This window comes from Mucilaginibacter gotjawali (genome assembly GCF_002355435.1).
Classification (GTDB): domain Bacteria; phylum Bacteroidota; class Bacteroidia; order Sphingobacteriales; family Sphingobacteriaceae; genus Mucilaginibacter; species Mucilaginibacter gotjawali.
This window is the reverse complement of sequence record NZ_AP017313.1, coordinates 3,722,586-3,742,836: the sequence shown is the minus strand read 5'-3', so window position 1 is coordinate 3,742,836 and position 20,251 is coordinate 3,722,586. Positions and strand designations below refer to the sequence as shown.

The window sequence follows — 20,251 nt, the reverse complement described above, 5'->3', positions numbered from 1 at the left end:
CGAAAAAGTAAATTTACCTGATAACACTAAATAAGAACATATGTATTGGACACTTGAACTTGCATCGCACCTAGAAGATGCGCCATGGCCCGCAACAAAAGATGAATTGATTGATTACGCGATCCGTTCCGGAGCGCCTGTTGAGGTTATTGAAAACTTGCAGGCATTGGAGGATGACGGTGAGCCATATGAGAATATCGAAGAGATATGGCCTGATTACCCTACAAAAGATGACTTCTTTTTTAACGAGGACGAATACTAAAAGGCGCCTTTAAAATAAAAAACCCTGCATCAGCAGGGTTTTTTATTTTGTAAAACATTTTGGAATAGTTTTAGTTGAGTATAAAATATTATCTACTAAAACTTTATAAAATGAGAAGCATTCTTTATTTAATCGCTGTAATCCTTGTAATCGGATGGATATTCGGGGCCTTTGTTTATCCTGTTGGCGGCGGACTGATCCATATCCTGCTGGTAATTGCTGTAATTGCAATTCTGTTAGGGATCATCCGAAGAGCATAGACCGGTTTGTGGTTCATGGTTCATGGTGTCAAAGAGGGGAAAAAAGTTAGTAATTTCCGGGCTATGAACTATGAACCATCAACTAGTAACCGTTCTGCAATTGCTATATCTTCGGGGAAAGTAATCTTTATATTTCTGTAACTGCCTTCAATTATTGAAACAGAAAAGCCTGCTGCTTCCACAACACTGGCATCATCAGTAAATGCTTCGGTGAAAGGCTGGTTGTATGCTGCTTTAAGTTGTGCTATTTGAAAAGTTTGAGGGGTTTGTACCAGGTATATTTCATCCCTCAATAAACTTACCGATGTGCCGTTTTTTAACTGTCTCACAGAGTCGCGGCTTTTTACGGCAGTAATGGCATTGCCGGTTGCAGATGCTTGTTTATAAGACTCGTTAATTACCGCCTCTCCGGGGCAGGGTCTAACGGCATCGTGCACAGCCACCAATGTATCGTTGTATTCCGTTATGGCGTTGAGCCCATTTTTAACTGAATGAAACCTGGTTTCGCCGCCCGTAATCAATTGGTGGCCGATAGTAAAATTATATTCGGCGCAAAGTTCCTTCCAATACAACTGGTAATCTGCCGGTAAAACAAGGATGATTTTGGGCGCTGATGCCGAATAAAAAAAAGCCTCAACCGTATGCATTAATACCGGCTTTCCATTGAGTGTCAAAAATTGTTTGGGAACCGCAGACTGCATCCGGCTTCCGGAGCCGCCGGCAACAATGATAGCATAGTGATTAGAGGTTGGAGATTGGAGATTAGAAGAAGCCATAAAGCGGAATTACAACAAGTGACAGATTAATACTATTTGAACTCTTGCTGACTAAAACCTATAAGTTTTTTCTAATCTCTATCCTCTGGTCTCTAATCTCTATATGATCAGCATTGCATCGCCATAGCTGTAAAAGCGATATTTTTCTTTCACAGCCACTTCGTATGCATTCATTACATGCTCATAACCGCCAAAAGCACAAACCATCATCAATAAGGTTGATTCGGGCGTGTGGAAATTGGTAATCATTGAATTGGCAATGCTGAAGTCATACGGCGGGAAGATAAACTTGCTGGTCCAGTCGTTTGCAGGCTTTAAGGTTTTATTTGCCGATACTGCCGATTCGATGGCGCGCATAGAAGTTGTACCCACTGCGCAAATCCGTTTCTTAAGTTCGATACCCCTGTTTACAATATTGGCTTGTTTTTCTTCTATGATAAACTGTTCAGAGTCCATTTTGTGCTTGGTTAAATCTTCAACCTCAACCGGGCGGAAGGTGCCAAGGCCAACATGCAGTGTAACTTCGGCAAATTCAACACCTTTTAATTCAAGGCGTTTCATCAGCTCGCGGCTAAAATGCAAGCCCGCAGTAGGGGCAGCAACTGCACCTTCATGCTTTGCAAAAATAGTTTGATAACGTTCCTTATCTTCGGCGGTAGCTTTGCGTTTGATATATTTTGGAAGCGGTGTTTCGCCCAGGATCTCCACATTGCGACGGAATTCTTCATCAGTTCCATCAAATAAGAAACGGATTGTACGGCCACGGGAGGTGGTATTGTCAACAACTTCAGCAATTAACAGGTCGTCATCGCCAAAATATAATTTATTGCCAACACGTATTTTACGGGCCGGATCAACCAAAACATCCCATAAACGCAATTCTTTATTTAACTCGCGCAGTAAAAAAACCTCGATAGTTGCACCTGTTTTTTCCTTGTTGCCATACATACGGGCGGGAAATACCTTCGTGTTATTGAGGATCATTACATCCTTGTCGTCAAAATAGTCAAGGACGTCTTTAAATATTTTATGCTCAATTTGGCCTGTCTCGCGGTGCAGTACCATTAATCGCGCTTCGTCGCGGGTATTGGCAGGGGTGTGGGCTACTAACGAATCAGGCAGGTTGAACTTAAATTGAGATAATTTCATGCTAAATGATATGAATTTTCAAGGGCGCAAATGTAAGGAATAAATTTGTGATTTCACCGATTTTGTTGTATGATTTAACCGATAATATTACATAATTATGCCGGCTTTACAAAGTTTATGCCGTTGTATTACAACAATACAAAGAATAGTTGATTGTGTTTTTAAATAAAATAAATAGTGTAACTTATCAGCGGCAGTATGGTCTAACATCCGTAGGAATGCAACTAATAGTAGTGAGCATCGGTAAAATCGGACCATAATCGGTGTAATCACAAAATAGATAAATATGCTGTTTTTAAAACTTTTGAGGGAAAGCTTTTTATTTGCCAACGATTCGTTGAGGGGGAATAAACTGCGCACATTTTTATCCCTGTTGGGGGTAACCATTGGCATTTTTACCATTATTTTCGTTTTTTCGGCGGTTGATACACTAAAAAACAACCTTCAAAACAGCGTAAACAAATTAGGCAGCAATAGTATTTATATTCAAAAATGGCCATGGGGTGGTGGTGGAGACGATTTTCCGTGGTGGAAATACATGCAGCGCCCGGTACCTAAATTACGGGATTTTGATGCATTGCAGCATTTAAGCACTACCGCGCTCGGTATTTCATATGAAGTGAGTATTGATAACCGCACGGTTAAATACCAAAGCAATACGGTAAGTGGTGCGCAAATTGATGCCGCCAGCCAGGATCATGATATTACCTGGAATTTTGATTTTTCAGAAGGCCGGTATTTTACAAATATGGAATCAAGGGCGGGCAGCCCGGTAACTATAATAGGATACGATATTGCTCATGACCTTTTTCCGGACGGCGGCGCAATTGACAAACAGCTAAAAATAATGGGCCGGTATGTAAAAGTGGTGGGGGTGTTTAAGAAGGAGGGGAATGATATCTTAGGAATATCAACAGATAAGGAGATCCTGTTACCTTTGAATTTTGCAAAGGATGTCATCGACTTTCAAAATGACAATTACGGCCCGCAAATAGTAGTGCGTGGTAAACCGGGTATTGGCGTCGATGAAGTTGAAAGCGAATTGAAGGGTTTGATGCGTTCCATCCACCGGATAAAACCGGGCGCTGAGGACGACTTTTCTTTAAATAAAACGACGATTATATCTAACCAGCTTGATGTAGTATTTGGTATTTTACATACAGTGGGCTTAATTATAGGCTTATTCTCTATCCTTGTAGGTGGATTTGGTATCGCCAACATCATGTTTGTTTCCGTTAAGGAACGCACCAATATTATCGGGATCCAAAAATCCCTTGGTGCAAAAAGTTATTTTATACTACTGCAATTTTTGATCGAAGCCATATTTTTATGTTTGATGGGAGGGGTAATGGGCCTGGCCCTGGTTTATCTTCTCACGTTAGCTGTTAGCGCCGCCGCCGACCTGAAAATTGTACTTGATATAAAAAATATTATCATCGGCATCGGTACTTCGTTTATTATTGGGGTAATTTCAGGTATTATCCCCGCATGGTTTGCGGCTAAGTTAGATCCGGTTGAAGCGATTAGGTCTAATTAGTGAGTTGTGAATAGTGAGTAGTGAATGGATAAGTAGTCAGTAAGTCTTTTGGCTCTTTTTGTCAACTCTCAATTCACCACTCACCGCTGACAAACTTAACCCTCCACCGCCACATAATAGCGGGCCACTTTTTCAAACAGCATATTTGGAATGAAAGGTTTCGTCAGGTAATCGCACATGCCGGCAGCAAAGGCTTTGCTATGGGTTTCGGGCATTGCATCAGCAGTGAGCGCTAAAATGGGTATCTGCGGGTTTGATCGTTTGATGATGCGGGTTGCTTCAAAACCGTCCATCCCCGGCATCTGCAGGTCCATAATGATCAGGTCGTAATTGTTTTGTTTCGTTAGTTCTATTGCTTCATGCCCGCTGATGGCCTCATCCGGATTTGCCTGCCACTTTTTAAGGAATTTTGAGGCGATCATGATATTCATTTTATTATCGTCAACAATTAAAACCCGCATTCCCAGTAAATCCGGTGTAGAATTTGGCGCTATGATTAACGCGGTGTCGTCCTTCTTTTCTTCCGGCGGAGCAATTTCAAATAAGATCGAAAAGGTAAATTCAGTACCATATCCCGGTTTGCTTGTAACAGAAATAGTACTGTTATGCAACTCGATAAGGCGCTTTGTAATGGCAAGCCCGAGGCCGGTCCCCCCATAATTTGCATCCGAGTTTTGGGTTTCCTGCTCAAATGGGTCAAAAATAATATGCAGGTTTTCAGGGGCAATTCCAATACCTGTATCCGTTATAGTAAAATTAATTTTAACAGAACTTCCTGTTAGCAACTGCTGGTCAAGCCTGATAATTACTTTTCCGTAGTGCGTAAATTTAATAGCGTTGCTTACCAGGTTATTCAATACCTGTCCTAACCTAACCTGGTCGCCCATTAGCAGGGCCGGGATATCATCGTCGATAACCAGTTCTATATCCAGATCCTTTTCTGTAGCCTTTGCATAAAATGATTTTTTTATTCTTTGCGTAAGATGGTGAATACTGAACGGAATTTTGTTTAATTCCAGTTTCCCGGCCTCAATTTTATTGTAATCAAGAATATCATTGATAATAGCAAGCAGGTTTTCCCCTGAAAATTTAAGAATGTTCAGGTATTCCAATTGATCAGGCTTTGGGTCTTCACCTAATAATAAGTTGGTTGTGCCGATCACCGCGTTCATTGGGGTCCTGATCTCGTGACTCATGATAGAAAGGAACTCCGACTTAAACTGCGATGATTTTTCGGCCTGTTCTTTCGCCGTGATCAATTCCAGCGTTTTTTTCTGCCGCTCGGTTATATCTTCGCCAATGCCGGTTACTTCCTTTATCTGCCCGTTCTCGTCATAGCTTATTGTGTTTTGCCAGCTTATAACGCGTTGTTCGCCATTACGGCAAATTACTGAATTGATATTCTGAGGTTTAAATGAGTCGCTTTCAAATAATTCCGAGGTGTTATTTCTTGAGTTCTCCGGAACAAAATTATTGATCCAGTTTAAACCCAATATTTCCGTTTGCTCAAAGCCAAGCATTTCTGCGGCATGCTTATTACAAAAGATCACGTCGCCATTGCTGTCTATTGACACTGCGGGTAACTTAATAGTTTCCAATACCAGCTTGTATTTGTTTTCGGTACGCTGCGATTCAAGTTCAGCCAATTTGCGGTCAGTAATGTCCTGCAGCGTACCGATTACTTTGCGTAATGCCCCGTCCTCGCGCTTAATTAATTTACCCACGATGATGCTCAAATACTTTATATTGCCATTTGGCGTAATTATCCTGTATTCGTAGGAGGTATTCGTTATTTTAGAAAGATCCTTTAAATGCTGTTTCAGGATATGCCTGTCATTAGGATGGGCATACTTAGTTAATAATTTAATGAAGTTTTGTTCGGCAATCGATGCCTGGTCCAATTCAAAGATATTGTTAATCTCATCAGACCAGGTGAGTTTGTTCATGGTCACATCCCATTTCCAGTTACCGATTTTTGCAATGGTTTGCGCTTCCTCAAGTTCAGCCTGGCTTACTTTAATTTTCTTTTCTGATAGTTTTGTCTCTGTAATATCCTGCAATACGCCAAAACTGCGCCTGGGCGTTCCGTTCTCATAGGTAATTAGCTCGCCTTTAAGGGCCCTGAAATATTTTAAATTACCGTTCGGGGTTATCAAGCGGTATTCAAACTGGCTTTCATAGGTCTCTTTCAGGTTCGAAAAATACCGGTAAGCCTTATCGCGGTCATCAGGATGAATCAGGCTGATGTAATATTCGTATTTACTTATATCTTCCGGGATGCTGTCAATTTCGAGGATGTTATATAAGCTTTTTGACCAATAGGTCTCTTTGGTCGAGTGATCGTACGACCAGTTTCCGGTTTTTGCAATAGCTTGTGCCTCAAGCAGCAATGCCTCTTTTTCTTTTAACTCGTCGGCGTACTTTTTTTGTTCCGAAATGTCTGTTACCGATGCGGAGATCCTGAATGTGTAATTGCCGGCGGGGTCAAAAACAGGAGCGAGACGGGCTACAAACCAGCGGCCGGAGCCAAAATCAGAATTAAATTCGATGGTTATCTGCCGCCTTGTTTTAATTACCTCGTCTAAGGCGTCATCATATTTTTTTGCTTTGTCGTACCCGAAAACATCCGAAAGCTTCTTTCCGGTAAATATTGCCGGATCAATGATCCGGTCATCAGTTTTACGAAACCAGGTATTCAAACAAATCTTGTTTTCATCAAATTCAAAAATAATTTCGTTTAGCGAGTTAATGAGCGAATTCAGGTTGTTGCGCTTTCCCCTCAGCATTTCATCATTCACCATTAGTGATTTATTCAACTCAACCACATGGTTTACAGCCTTGTTGAATTTAAGTTTGTAAGCCATTTTTACTAAAAACGAAACATATGCTATTAAAGTAAAGGTGAGCAACAGCACAACCAATACTATTACCGAGATATTTAATTGCGCCGCTGTAAAGTATGCAACCAGGGTGGCTAACAGGTTGAGGAGGCAAATAGTAACAAACTCCCACCTTTTTTTACAAAACAAGGTGAGCGCTATAAATATGGTGATAGCACTAAAAAGGTAAATGTGGCTAAAGCCGTTTCTGCTTAATAAAATACAGTTGTTTATTACCAGAAATGATAGTATGGCTGCATATTGGCTAAATATTGCGAAATATTTGCCCGGGTAAAATGAAAGCCCCAGGGCAACGAAGCATAACCCGGTGTTTATTGCCCGCAGCCAAATAGGGTCATAAGAGTTGTAAAGACATAAATAATGAAGCGCAGGATTTGCAATAAGCAATCCGGCCAGCAATAGCCGGTAAATGGTATTATCGTTTTGTAATATAAATAACAACTTGATTTTAAACGACATACTTATTCAGTTCTTAAAAAATTATTAATTTGTTAAACCAAAATTGTTTGAATTATGCCGGCTTCGAAAAAATGGAAACTTGCGGCAAAAAATAGCGAAAACAATAATATATCAATCATTCACAAGCGGTTTCCCGCCTTTATATCGGCTGCAAATACTGGTTAGTTTTTGATATTGTTGCTTATGAATAATATCTCAACTAAAATTTTACAAATTGTAGCTTTTATAACCGGGCATTAATACGCAGATTTATTTACATTTGTTGCAGATTAATTATATTCCTATGTCGGAGAATGCACAATTAAAAATTGGCGATAAAACGTATGACCTGCCCATTATTGAGGGTACTGAAGGTGAAAAAGCGATTGATATTTCAAAATTAAGAGATCAGTCGGGGTATGTTACCCTGGATATTGGCTATAAAAACACAGGGGCCACAAAAAGTGCAATTACTTTTTTAGACGGTGAATTGGGTATACTTAAATACCGTGGGTACCCAATTGAACAGCTTGCAGAGAAATCGAGCTTTATCGAAGTGGCTTACCTGTTGATTTATGGCGCACTGCCCACCGAACAGCAATTGACAGATTTTCAGTATGAAATAAGCCGGTATACCCTTGTGCACGAGGATATGAAGAAGTTTTTTGACGGTTTCCCGTCAAAATCTCACCCTATGGGCCAGCTATCGTCGTTGGTATGTGCATTATCGGCGTTTTATCCTGAGTCATTAAAACCTATTCAAACCAACGAAGAGGTTCACCTGAGTATTATAAAAGTGCTGGCAAAAATGGCCACCCTGGTTTCATGGATCTACAAAAAATCATTAGGGCACCCCGTTATTTACCCGCGTAATAAATATGACTATGTAACCAATTTCCTGTACATGACCTTTGGGCAGCGTACCGAGGAAATTGAAATTGACCCGGTTGTGGTAAGTGCCATGAATGTATTGCTGATTTTGCATGCCGACCATGAGCAAAACTGCTCCACTTCAACCGTGCGCATTGTTGGTTCATCCGAATCAAATATTTATGCATCCGTATCGGCAGGTATTTCGGCATTGTGGGGTCCGCTGCATGGCGGCGCCAACCAGGCCGTAATTGAAATGCTTGAAAAAATTAAGGAAGATGGGGGAGATACCGATAAATGGATAGCCAAAGCAAAAGATAAAAACGATCCGTTCCGCCTGATGGGTTTTGGGCACCGCGTTTATAAAAATTTCGACCCGCGTGCGAAGATCATTAAAAAAGCCTGCGACGATATCCTTGAAAAATTGGGCATTGACGATGAAGTATTGGATATAGCCAAAAAACTGGAAGAGGTAGCTTTAAAGGACCCTTATTTTGTTGAACGGAAACTATACCCTAACGTCGATTTCTACTCAGGCATTATATACAGGGCCCTGGGTTTCCCTACCGATATGTTTACCGTTTTGTTTGCCCTTGGCCGTTTACCCGGCTGGATAGCACAATGGAAAGAAATGAAAGACAACAAGGAACCGATCGGCCGCCCGCGCCAGATTTATACCGGCGCTACCACCAGGGATTATGTGGACATTGCAAGCCGATAGGTTTTGGGCTTTCTTCGTGGAAGGGTAAGGGCAGGAGAAGATTGGAGATCCATTAATGATGTATAAATGAAATGAAAAAATCCGGAGTTATTCAAGCTCCGGATTTTTTGTTTAATATATTGCTATTGGCCAGTTCAGCCTTTGTTCAATGTAATCCATCAATCAGTTTAATCAATGGTTCCGACGAAAAAAAAAGCCCGCTGGTTTTCACCAGGCGGGCTTTCAAATCAATCAACTGTAAAATCTTATTGCTTAGCAATAGTATAAGTAGTAGTTTTCAAAATCGGGCTACCTAAAGGAGTTGCAGGTGCATTAAAGGTTAAGTTGTAATTGCCTGCTGTAGTTATTGCAAAGTTGCCGTCTCCCGTAGCACCGGAAGATACTGCTGTACCGGCAGTAGCACCTGGTCCCCAGCTATTTGTCCACTGGCCATCCTGCCTGAATTTATATTCATTAACTGACATCGGAACATTGTAAGCCACCCAGTTACCATTGCCATCGTTTACGTACTTCATTGGCGTGTCTACACCCCATCCTTGTACTGCACTGCCGGTGATGGTATAATAATCTGCGAGAGCAAATGAAACTGTATTGGCGTTTAAATCCACCGTTACAATGTACCAGCCGGCTGCAGTTGGCGCATTAAGGTTATTTGAGGCGTTATAAGTAATCGTCGTGCTTGGCGTTGAGGTGCCGGTAGTTGCATATTTATTATTCCAGTTTTTAGCGGGCAATACCAAAAATTGGTTATTGCCGTCAGTGAAATTAACGATGCCCGTATAAACACCATTACCTGTAACAGATATCAGGCTATCCTCTTGCGGGCCTGGGTTTTGCCATCCAAAGGAAGCTCCTGTTATATACAGCCATGATGTTAAATTAAATGGCGTAACACTAAGTGCAAGCACATTTGAGTATACAGGTGCAACGCCTGATGAAATTGAATGCATGATACGCACGTTAACTGTTGAAGCTACACCAGCAGGTAAATTAAGCTTTAATACAAGGTTGTTAAAGTCTGCTGTTGAATAGCCTTGTGAAGAAACCTTATTGCCTAAAGTTACTGATGTTGGTTTTGCCCAATTATCACCTGCCGCATCAATCTGCAATGTGTTGGTTACAGCGGCACTGAAGCCATAATCAGCGGCTGTAAAGTTGAATTTGATTACCTTCGAAGTGTCGGTTAACTTGGTTTTGTCCAACATTAAAGTTGTTGCAGATGCCGTCAGGGTTCCTGCTTTTCCTCCGTTTGAAGTTACCAGCGTTCCGTCCTTTTTACAGGCTGATAGCATTAGCAGTCCTATGCTGCTTAATGCGATGAATTTGCTTAGAACTTTTTTCATGTTAATGTTTTTTACTTTAATTAAAACGTATATACGATCTATTAGGTCCCGGCAATTAATAGCCCGGGTTTTGTTTTAAGTTTGGATTTGCTGCTCTGTCCTGATCAGGAATAGGGTACAGGTTGCGATAATCGGCAACACCTGCGCCGGTTTTTACACCGCCTTTAAACGGCCATACTGAACGTGAATCTGAAGTTACCGCAGTGAAGATACCATAACGGATCAAATCTGTGCGGCGGAAGCCTTCCCAGTATAATTCGCGGCCTCTTTCATCCAGGATAAAGCTAAGGGTTAACTGGCCCGACGTGATATCGCCACTTGGGCCTCCGTATGCCCTTTCGCGGATCTTGTTAACATAGGACAGTGCTAAATCTGAAGTTCCGGTAGTGCCGCCGCGTAAAACTGCTTCGGCATAATTCAGATAAACTTCAGATAAGCGGATGATAGGCTCGTCAACATCTGAAAAATTTGAGCTTGAACCTTGTGCGCCGGTACTGGTAACGTTTCTCCACTTAGTTATGCCATAACCATCTTTAAAGTTAGTTACGTCATTGATAGCAAGATTTTGGCCGTCGGTCCAGAATTCGGCACGTGTGTCGGGGTTGCCGTTATTTGGGAAAGCAGTACTGGTATTAGCTGGGAAAAGGTTTACCAGGCTGCTGGTAGTACGTACACCGCCCCAACCGCCGCCGATACCGAAATCAACTGATGGCATTGAGCCGCCTACCGGTGCGTGGGTCATAAAAGTTGTACCACCGTAACCTTGCGTATTGGCGCCATCATACTCAATAGTGAATATATTTTCACTGGTATTCAGGTTATTGTCAGCCAGGAACAAGTTGTCATATTTAGGGATCAGTGCATAACCAGCGCCGATAGCTTTGCTGGCATATGTGATAGCATCGTTGTATCTTGCAGTACCGGTATAAACCTGTGCATTTAAATAGATACGGGATAATAAAGCCCAAACAGCGCCCTGGTCGGCACGGCCATACTGATTTTTCATCGGGGCCACCATCAAAGGATCGATAGCTTTCAGTTCACCTTCAACATAGGCAAACAGTGCAGTCCGGGTTGTTTGTGGCGGAACGATCGATCCTACAGCGTTAGCATCTGTTACAAATGGCGGCTGGGCAAAAAGGTCCATCAATACTGAGTATTGGTAAGCTCTTAAAAAACGCGCTTCAGCACGTAAATAACGGATGTTGGTAGCGTCAGAGCCGGTAATTCCGTGGCTTGCTAAGTTTGCGTCACTGGTTTGACGGATAAAATCGTTAGCCAGGGTGATCTGGTACATACTGCGATAGTACAAACCGGTAATGATAAGGTTGGATGAAGACCAGCTCATCTGGTGAAAGTCTGGTACACCGGGGTCACCCCATGCTATAACCGCTTCGTCAGTAGGTAACTCCTGTGCGTACCAAAGCAGGCGGAAAAAATCAGAAGTACCTTCGTCGATCCCTGCAATGTCTCCTGCGCCTGCAGGGCCTGAATTGCCGGTTAGTGCGAATGCACCATAAACTTTTGCTGCAGCTTCAACGATACTTTTTGGATCGCTGTAAACCTGCTGCGAGGATACCTGGTAGTTTGGTGTAAGAATCTTATTCTTATCACACGAAATCAGTCCGCCCGTTAAAATGGCGAGGACTAATAAGATTTTGAATGAATTCCTTTTCATATATATTTCTTTAAATAATGATCAGTTTCTAAATTATCTTACACTTAGATTTAAACCAATTGAATAAGTCCGTGGGCGTGGATAAAAATTATTATCAATACCACCGCCGCCTGCGCCTACATAGCCCAGCTCCGGATCAACTCCTTTATAATCGGTTATAATAAACACGTTCTGCACATTGAAACTAACCTTAAATGCGCTTACCCAGCTGGCAAAACTTCCAAAGTTATATCCTAAATGCATATTATCCATTCTCAGGAATGATGCATTCTGGATGTAATAATCAGACAACAGGTCATTGCTGCCGTTGCCGGTTAAACCGCTGTTTAAAACGTCATTTGAGCCGTTATTCAGGATACCAAGCGGGTTCATAATGTTGCGCTGGATACCTGTAGCTGATGCTACGTTATTGTAAATATAGTTACCCACATTGGCACGTGCAACAAAACCAAGGTTCCATTTGCGGTAGTTGAAATCAGAGCTTAAACCATAAATTTGTTTTGGATCAGGGCTGTGGTCATGATAAAGATCCTGGTTGTTGATAACGCCGTCATGGTTCCTGTCAACAAAAACACCGTCAAGTGGTTTGCCGTTGGAACCATATACCTGCTGGTAAACAAAGAAGGTGTTGCGTGCATATCCTGGCTGGTCAATTTCCACGTTATTACCTGTACCACCAGATACACCGCCCACTGCCTGGCCCGGATAGTTAGGGTTAGGGATAGCTGTTAAATTAGTGATCTTATTGTGGTTAAAGCTCACGTTGAAATTGGCAGACCAGCTGATATCTTTTTGAGCGATAATTTTACCGGTGATCCCCAGTTCTAAACCGTCATTCTCCATATTACCTACGTTACCGGTTATAACGTTGCTAAAGTTAGTACCAGCTGACTGGCTTATAACTTCGAGCAGGTTTTTGGTTTTGTTATAATAATAATCAATAGTACCGGTAATGCGGTCACGCAGGAAACCATAGTCTAAACCAATGTTGGTTGAGGCTGTTGTTTCCCAGGTTCTGCCGGGAAAATATGCGCCCGGGCGATACATTTGATAGTAGGTGCCGCCGAACGGATATTGGGCAGTGCTGTTACTTAAGCTATATTGTGCTAAATAATCATAATCGCCAACACCTTCCTGGTTTCCTGTTATACCATACTCTAATCTTAATTTAAGGTTTGAAAGTACGTTGCTGCCTTTAAGAAAGTCTTCGTTGCTGATCCTCCATGCCAAAGCCACAGAAGGGAATATACCTGTACGCGAACTTGGGGCAAATTTGGTTGAGTTATCATCACGAACAGATGCAGTTAAATAATATTTTTCATCATAGTTGTATATTAACCTGCCGTAAAAAGAGGTCATTATGTTTTCATTGATGTAAAATGGATAAGTAGCTGCTGAACGGGGATCAATTGTTCCGTCGGCGAATTTTGTATTGGTATTGCCGGCGTAAAAATTAGAATAGCTGGTGCTTTTGAAATCCTGTATTGAGTAGCCTGCAATCAGGTTAAAGGTACTCTTAATGCTTTTTACGTTTTTGTTGTAGCTTAAAAAGCCTTCAAAAAGCTTGTTTTCAAGTACCGATTTGTATTTGCTTTCGCTTCCGCTGTGATAGTTACCACTTGCGTCCTTATAACTGTCAATATTTGTCGCAGCATTGGCCGGGATGTTGTCAAAACCTGAACCTCTTGAACCATCATAAGAAAGGTTTACATTAGCGTGCAGGTCGGGGAAGAAGTGCAATTTATAATCTAAAGCTAAACTTGCGATAGCCCTGTACACGGTACTTTCGTTGTCATTTTGTTCCAGCACACCAAGCGGGTTAAGCGGAGCAAGTGATTTTAGGCCACTAGGGGTATTGTTTGCATCGGTCCATTGCCAGTAGCCACCATAAGGGGCGTATTGTGACCCTGAACCATATACAGGTACAGTAGGGTTAAAATCAACGGCATCACTGATTACACCACCTTCATTGGCAAATCTTTGTTTTACCTGTGCGCCTTTAAAGTTAAAATTAACCTTTAAATGGTCGGTAAATAAAGTTGGGCTTAAGTTAACTGAAGCAGTATACCTGTTTAGTGACGTTGTTTTTAATATACCCTGATTATCGGTATACCCAACCGACACGCGATAAGGTAATTTACCGGTTGTACCTGATATACTTAAGTTATCATCAGTACTGATTGATTTTTGATAAATCTGTTTTTGCCAGTCGGTGCTTGCAGTTCCCATCAGGTTCCTGTATATCCCGGCTGTAGTTGTATCGTGAGAATTGATATAGTCACGAAATTGTTGAGCCGTTAATACCGGTGCTTCTTTTGGTAAAGTAGCATCAGACACCTGGGTGCTGAAATTAATTACCGGTTTGCCTGATTGTCCTTTTTTGGTGGTAATGATAATAACACCGTTTGAAGCCCTGTTACCATAAATTGCGGCAGCAGAAGCATCTTTTAAAATTGAAAACGATTCAATGTCATTGGGATTGATCATATCCAGCGGATTTGCAGCTCCGGCTATACCATCGGGCGCCAGCGGAACGCCGTCGATAACGATCAGCGGGTCATTGCCACCGTTAATAGACGCACCGCCACGGATGGTAATGGTGCTACCGGCACCGGGCGCACCGCTATTTGAAGTAATGGATACACCGGCAACTTTTCCCTGGATCAGTTGCTCAGGCGTGGTAATCGCGCCACCGTCAAAATCTTTAGCAGTAACAGTAGCTACAGATCCGGTGATGTCTTTGCTCTTTACGGTACCATAACCAATAACCACCACCTCATTAAGGCTGGTATTGTCAGGCTGTAACGCAAAATTAACGGTAACTACTGAGCCCTCAACAGTTACTGTCTTTTTAGAAGCAATATAACCTAAAAATTTTGCGGTAACGGTATAAGTACCGGCTTTAAGATGGGTGATAGTGAAACCACCATTTACATCGGTACTCGCACCAACGGTTGTACCGTCGATGGTTACGGATGATCCCGGAAGGGGTTGATTTTTTTCATCAACAACCTTACCTGTAATTCCTCCGGTTTGGGCAAATGCCATAAATGACATTGTGATAAGCACAAACAGAAGTACATACTTTTTGAAGTAATTTTTTCTCATATACTTTTAGTTTTGTAAATTAATTGGGGCCTATTAAGCCTTATACAATTGGTTTGTTATTTTTGCTGAAACAGCATGTGACTAATTTACACTTAGGTTTAATAAATGCAAATATTATATAAAAGATAATTTTGGGGGTGAATAATCACTCTAATTTAACTTTAAGGAAACACAAAAATGAGTTGTATTATTTAACAAATTTTCTTAGAAAAGCCTTTAATTTAAGAAATTATGAAGTTTTGCTTTGATATTAGTGTAAAAAATACACAATTATTAATTTTACTTGTAGGTAACCTGTTTCCGGGAACGTTCCCGGAAAAATAACTGTTAGTTGTACATTTTATAATGAGGAAAAAAATTATTTTCTGCGCGTTTTTGCTTTTCGGCCAAATTTTTTTGTTAAAAGGACAGCAAAAAGCAGTCTTTAAAACGGTAATAAAAGCCAACCGGTTAGTGTTAAACATACACTTATTTTTGGCGGGCAATTTTAACAACTGGAATCCGGCAGATTCTGCCTGGCAATTACACCCGGTTGGAGAGGGCTTATTTGAGCTGAAACGGGAACTGCCGAAAGGGGTTTACCAGTTTAAAGTAACCAAAGGAACCTGGCAATCGGTTGAGTGTACTGCAGAAGGAAAGCCTGTTGAAAACCGCAGCCTCATCCTCGCCGGAGATACTGCCATCAACCTGGATATTGCCGGCTGGCAGGATGATTTTGCGAAGGCTGAAAAAAAACATACGGCAGGCCGGCAGGTGCACATCATCAGCGATAAATTTGATATGCCGCAGCTGGGGCGTCAACGCCGGGTGTGGATCTATCTTCCGGCGGGGTACTCATATTCAAAAAAGAAATACCCCGTAATTTACATGCACGACGGGCAAAACCTGTTTGATGAATATACATCGGGCTACGGAGAATGGGGGGTTGATGAAATACTGGATAAAATCCCCGATGCAAAACAATCTGTTATAGTGGGTATTGACCATGGCGGCGATTACAGGATCACTGAATATGACCCCTATGATTCAAAATATGGCAAGGGCAGGGGTGACGATTATATCCGTTTTATTGTACAAACGCTTAAGCCCTATATCGATAAACATTATCATGTAAAAAAAGGCGCGGCGTACACAACCATCGCAGGCAGTTCGATGGGTGGTTTAATATCGATGTTTGCCGCCCTTAAATATCCGGATGTATTTGGCAATGCAGGCATCTTTTCGCCTGCATTTTGGATTGCGCCTGAAATTTATACTTACGCCCAAAATACAATATTGCCCGCTTCGTCGCGGTTTTATTTTGTTTGCGGGGATGCCGAAAGTGATAGTATGGTAACTGATATGCAAAAAATGGCGGGCATCATCCGGTTAAAAGTTAAAAACAGCGGCAGCGCGCCGGTTATCATCATAAAAGGCGCCAGCCATAACGAAAAACAATGGAACGGCGATTTCCCCGGATTTTATAGCTGGCTGATGGGAAGTCCGAAAGCCCGGAAGTCCGGAAGTCCGGAAGAGTAAAAAGTGATTTCCAAAATAAGTCCAAATCATTTTTTATCCAGTATTTTAAAAAAGGTACGGGTGATGCGCTGCATAATGGTTGCATCCTGTGTTATTATTTCGGCATCGGCCATCATGCCTTGTTTTAAATGGATGGGCCTGTGCATATCTGTGGCGCCGCCAGCCTTAAAATCGACCTTTGAAATAAATACGCTGTCTTTGTAAGGTACCTCCGAAATGTATTTTATCCGGCCCTTTATCATGCCGTATTCTTCAAACGGGTAACTCCTTAGTTTTACCAGGACCTGCTGCCCTTCTTTCACTTTACCCATATTGCTTTGGGTGATAGCCATTTCGCCAAAATAACCTTCATTGCCCGGGTCTAAATAAAAAATTTCCTGGCCGGGCGTTAAAACCTGGTTTACCTGGATAATTCCGGCAAAGATCAGTTTGCCCGGCTGCGCCGCAGTCAGCACATATTTGCTTTTCCAATCTTCCGCCGTACTGATCAGGCTATTCAGCGCCTGTAAAAACTTTGCTTTTTCCTCCTGCATTTGATTATCCAGTTCAGTTACATCGCTTTGTTTGGCTGCATAATTATTGTCTCCGGTTATTATGGCTGATTCGGTTTGCAGTAAGGCTGATTTTTTTGCCAGATACTTGCTTTCTTCCTGCCGCAGCTCGGCCGGGGTTTCCACTCTTTCCTCTTCCAGTTTTTTATGCATATGATATTCGTCTGCCGCAAGTTCAAAATCCTTTTGCTGGATGGTTTTTTCGGCATTCAGCTGTTTTTGTTGTTTACTCAGGAAATCAAGGTCTTTTTGCAGGTAAACTTTCTTTTTTACCAGGAAACCATTATTGACGGATGACCGGTACGCTAAATACTCCTGGTAAAAAACCTGGTAGGCCGACTGCAATTCGCCAAATTGGGTATTATCCGCTTCATTAAAATAGATGCTATTTTTAGCGCTATTTTCAAGCATTTGCTGTTGCAGTTCCTTTAAGTTAGTTAACAGGGTTAATACCTTTTGATGATTGGCGGTACTTTCCAGGTAAGCCAGCGATTGCCCTCCGGTAACAGTTTGATTTTCTGTTACCAGCAATTTAACCAGTTTACCCGAAATTTTTGATACAATGGGTTTGGGCGAATCAGGCGAATCGATTTTTAATGTGGCATTTACGATATCGGGATATTTAACCAATGCGGCCAGGCCGATGATCAAAACCAGGATCCCAAAAAAAACAGTGATACCCCAACGCAGCAGCCATGATGGTACCGCAGTAATAATATCCTGCATATCATCCGTATGTCTTACCCGGATATCCGGATCGGTATAAATTGATGGCATATTTTTTATTGTTTGTATTACGTAAATCAAAGCGTTTTAAGTCAACTTAATGACTAATGACCAAATCACATCCCCAGTTCCAGCTGATTTTTTACCAGCTGGTAATAATCGCCTTTCAGGGCAGTTAACTCGTGGTGGGTGCCCTGCTCAATTATCCTGCCCTTATCCAGCAATATGATATTGTCGGCATTGCTTACGGTGCTTAGCCGGTGTGCCACAATTACTACCGTTCGCCCATAAAAAAATTCCTGCAGGTTATTCATAATCACCCGTTCATTATTGGCATCCAGGGCGTTGGTAGCTTCGTCAAAAAACAGGTATTCCGGGTTTTTATAAACGGCGCGTGCAATCAGCATGCGCTGGCGCTGGCCCTGGCTTATGCCATTACCTTCGGCGCCTATTTTGGTGTTGAGGCCCAGCGGCAGCCCGTCAATAAAATCCTGTATGTTGGCTACTTTAATAGCATGCCTCAGTTTTGCCCTGTCGGGATATTCATCACCAACGGCAATATTGCGTTCAATGCTTTCTGAAAAAATAAAACCATCCTGCATCACTACACCACACTGGCTTCTCCAGGTTTTAAAACCAATATGGTTGATCTGCTGGTCGCCCACTTTAATTTCGCCCTTTTGCGGTTCATAAAACCGGAGCAGCAACTTAAGGATGGTGGTTTTACCGCTGCCGCTCATCCCAACAATAGCAGTTGTTTTACCCTGGGGGATCTCGAGGCTGATCCCTTCCAGAACGGGTTCGTTACCGGCGCCGGGATATTGGAAAGTAAGATTATTAAGCGACAGACTTTTATTTTCAGGTATTACATGGTTCCATTCTTTATCAACCGGCTCTTCATCCTGCATCTGGTGGATCTCGTTTAAACGTTCAAGGCTGATCTTGGCATCCTGGAAACCCTGTATAAAGCCCAGCATCTGCTCAATGGGACTGCTCAGCTGCCCTACAATGTATTGCACCGCCACCATAGCGCCAAGGGTAAGGTTGCCGCTAATAACGGCTTCTGCGCTTAAAAAAGTGATCAGTATATTTTTTCCCTCATTGATAAATGTGGCGCCGCCCTGCTGGTATTGGCTAAGTGCGAGGGTTTTTACGTTGAATTTAAATAAACGCGCCTGGATATGCTCCCATTCCCAGCGCTTTTGCTGCTCGCAATTGTTGAGCTTTATTTCCTGCATCCCGCCTATGAGTTGGATAATGCTGCTTTGGTTTCTTGATGAAACCTCAAAGCTTTTATAGTTGAGCGCCCGGCGCCGGTTTAAAAAAAGGATGATCCATGCAATATACAATGTGCTGCTTACTGCAAATACAACAAACACCCCCAAATTATAATAGGCTAGCACAAACGAAAATACAACCAGGTTGAACATGGAAAATATAGTAGTTAGCGTGGAGCCGGTTAAAAAATTCTGAATGTTTTTTTGGTCGTTCATGCGCTGCATAATATCGCCGGTCATTTTGGTGTCGAAGAAGCTCATGGGCAGTTTCATCAGCTTGATCAAAAAATCGGTGAGGATAGATATATTGATCCGGGTGCTTATATGCAGCAAGATCCACGACCGGATAAACTCCACACTTACCCGCCCGATGATCAGAGCGATCTGTGCGATGAGGATTATGTAAACAAAATTAAGGTTGCGGGTATTGATGCCGATATCAACCACCGATTGTGTTAAAAAAGGGGTGATGAGCTGCAGCAAACTGCCGATACCAAGGCCAAACAGCAATTGCACCACCAGCTTACGGTAGGTAACCAGGTACCTGAATAAAAACGACCACCGAACTTCGGAGCCTTTTTCGTCTTCCTGCTCGTAAAACTGGGGCGTAGGCGATAAAAGCAGCGCTATCCCTTCCTGCTTTTCTTTATCGCCCAGCCAGCTTCGGGCAAAATCGTTTTCGCTGAGGGTTACCAAACCGTCGGCAGGGTCGGCCAGGTAATATTTATGGTTTTTTATTTTGTACAGGATTACGAAATGGTGCTGCCGCCAGTGCAGTATGCAGGGCAGTTCAGCCTCTTTTAATTGTTCGGCATTCAGCTTTACGCCTAACGACCGGAAGCCGATTTTTTCGGCGGCATCGCTGATCCCTAAAAGGGACACGCCTTCACGGTTTATTTCACAAAGTTTGGTAAGCGTTTGCTGCTTATAGTTGCGCCCGTAATGCTTGGCTATCATCCGCAGGCAGGTGGGCCCGCAGTCCATTCCGTCATATTGTTTGTAAAAAGGGAAAGCCATAAGGTTTTGATTAATATACAGTCGTTTATCTCCCTAATATAACCGTATAAACCCTGTAACTAAATTTATTATACCAACGCGGTTATTGTATATACCAGTGAGGTTATTGCCCATATAAAA

General features: G+C 42.3%; 13 protein-coding genes. 5 read left to right on the top strand and 8 right to left on the bottom strand.

Features of this window, described 5'->3' with window-relative positions; genetic code table 11:
• Positions 1-40 precede the first annotated feature (40 nt).
• Both MgSA37_RS16475 and MgSA37_RS28285 read left to right on the top strand, forming a co-directional pair.
• Complete coding sequence (locus MgSA37_RS16475) at positions 41-262, top strand: DUF2795 domain-containing protein (RefSeq protein ID WP_002996718.1); 222 nt, start codon at positions 41-43, stop codon at positions 260-262.
• 110 nt (positions 263-372) lie between these two features.
• The gene (locus MgSA37_RS28285; RefSeq protein ID WP_157750604.1) at positions 373-522 is read left to right on the top strand and encodes a lmo0937 family membrane protein; all 150 of its coding nucleotides are present in this window, start codon (positions 373-375) and stop codon (positions 520-522) included.
• 68 nt (positions 523-590) lie between these two features.
• Here MgSA37_RS28285 and MgSA37_RS16470 read toward each other — a convergent pair whose 3' ends face one another.
• Complete coding sequence (locus tag MgSA37_RS16470) at positions 591-1,298, bottom strand: 2-C-methyl-D-erythritol 4-phosphate cytidylyltransferase (protein WP_096353435.1); 708 nt, start codon at positions 1,296-1,298, stop codon at positions 591-593.
• A 99-nt stretch (positions 1,299-1,397) separates the two neighbouring features.
• Positions 1,398-2,447, bottom strand: a complete 1,050-nt coding sequence (gene queA, locus MgSA37_RS16465) for a tRNA preQ1(34) S-adenosylmethionine ribosyltransferase-isomerase QueA (protein ID WP_096353434.1) — start codon at positions 2,445-2,447, stop codon at positions 1,398-1,400.
• A 286-nt stretch (positions 2,448-2,733) separates the two neighbouring features.
• Between queA and MgSA37_RS16460 the strand changes: the two genes are divergently transcribed.
• The gene (locus tag MgSA37_RS16460; protein ID WP_096353432.1) at positions 2,734-3,984 is read left to right on the top strand and encodes an ABC transporter permease; all 1,251 of its coding nucleotides are present in this window, start codon (positions 2,734-2,736) and stop codon (positions 3,982-3,984) included.
• 95 nt (positions 3,985-4,079) lie between these two features.
• On the opposite strand, the gene MgSA37_RS16455 is transcribed toward MgSA37_RS16460, so the two are convergent.
• The gene (locus MgSA37_RS16455; protein WP_096353431.1) at positions 4,080-7,343 is read right to left on the bottom strand and encodes a PAS domain S-box protein; all 3,264 of its coding nucleotides are present in this window, start codon (positions 7,341-7,343) and stop codon (positions 4,080-4,082) included.
• Between the two features lie 283 nt (positions 7,344-7,626).
• Here MgSA37_RS16455 and MgSA37_RS16450 point away from each other — a divergent pair, with 283 nt between their 5' ends.
• The gene (locus MgSA37_RS16450) at positions 7,627-8,913 is read left to right on the top strand and encodes a citrate synthase (RefSeq protein ID WP_096353429.1); all 1,287 of its coding nucleotides are present in this window, start codon (positions 7,627-7,629) and stop codon (positions 8,911-8,913) included.
• A 245-nt stretch (positions 8,914-9,158) separates the two neighbouring features.
• On the opposite strand, the gene MgSA37_RS16445 is transcribed toward MgSA37_RS16450, so the two are convergent.
• From MgSA37_RS16445 to MgSA37_RS16435, 3 genes are read right to left on the bottom strand one after another with little or no spacing between them, the layout of a single operon-like run.
• Positions 9,159-10,256 carry a SusE domain-containing protein gene (locus tag MgSA37_RS16445; RefSeq protein ID WP_096353427.1) on the bottom strand — a complete coding sequence of 366 codons (1,098 nt, stop codon included), beginning with the start codon at positions 10,254-10,256 and terminating at the stop codon, positions 9,159-9,161.
• Positions 10,257-10,311: 55 nt separating this feature from the next.
• The gene (locus MgSA37_RS16440) at positions 10,312-11,934 is read right to left on the bottom strand and encodes a RagB/SusD family nutrient uptake outer membrane protein (RefSeq protein WP_096353426.1); all 1,623 of its coding nucleotides are present in this window, start codon (positions 11,932-11,934) and stop codon (positions 10,312-10,314) included.
• Positions 11,935-11,967: 33 nt separating this feature from the next.
• Positions 11,968-15,042 (bottom strand): SusC/RagA family TonB-linked outer membrane protein, encoded by a 3,075-nt coding sequence (locus MgSA37_RS16435; RefSeq protein WP_096353424.1) that lies wholly within the window; start codon positions 15,040-15,042, stop codon positions 11,968-11,970.
• Positions 15,043-15,495: 453 nt separating this feature from the next.
• On the opposite strand from MgSA37_RS16435, the gene MgSA37_RS16430 reads away from it, so the two are divergent.
• Complete coding sequence (locus tag MgSA37_RS16430) at positions 15,496-16,560, top strand: alpha/beta hydrolase-fold protein (protein ID WP_232010661.1); 1,065 nt, start codon at positions 15,496-15,498, stop codon at positions 16,558-16,560.
• A gap of 26 nt (positions 16,561-16,586) precedes the next feature.
• On the opposite strand, the gene MgSA37_RS16425 is transcribed toward MgSA37_RS16430, so the two are convergent.
• A complete protein-coding gene (locus MgSA37_RS16425; RefSeq protein ID WP_096353421.1) occupies positions 16,587-17,888 on the bottom strand; it encodes an HlyD family secretion protein in 1,302 nt (433 codons plus the stop codon).
• Between the two features lie 65 nt (positions 17,889-17,953).
• Positions 17,954-20,131: a peptidase domain-containing ABC transporter gene (locus tag MgSA37_RS16420; RefSeq protein WP_096353420.1), complete on the bottom strand. Its 2,178-nt coding sequence runs from the start codon at positions 20,129-20,131 to the stop codon at positions 17,954-17,956.
• Between the last annotated feature and the right edge of the window lie 120 nt (positions 20,132-20,251).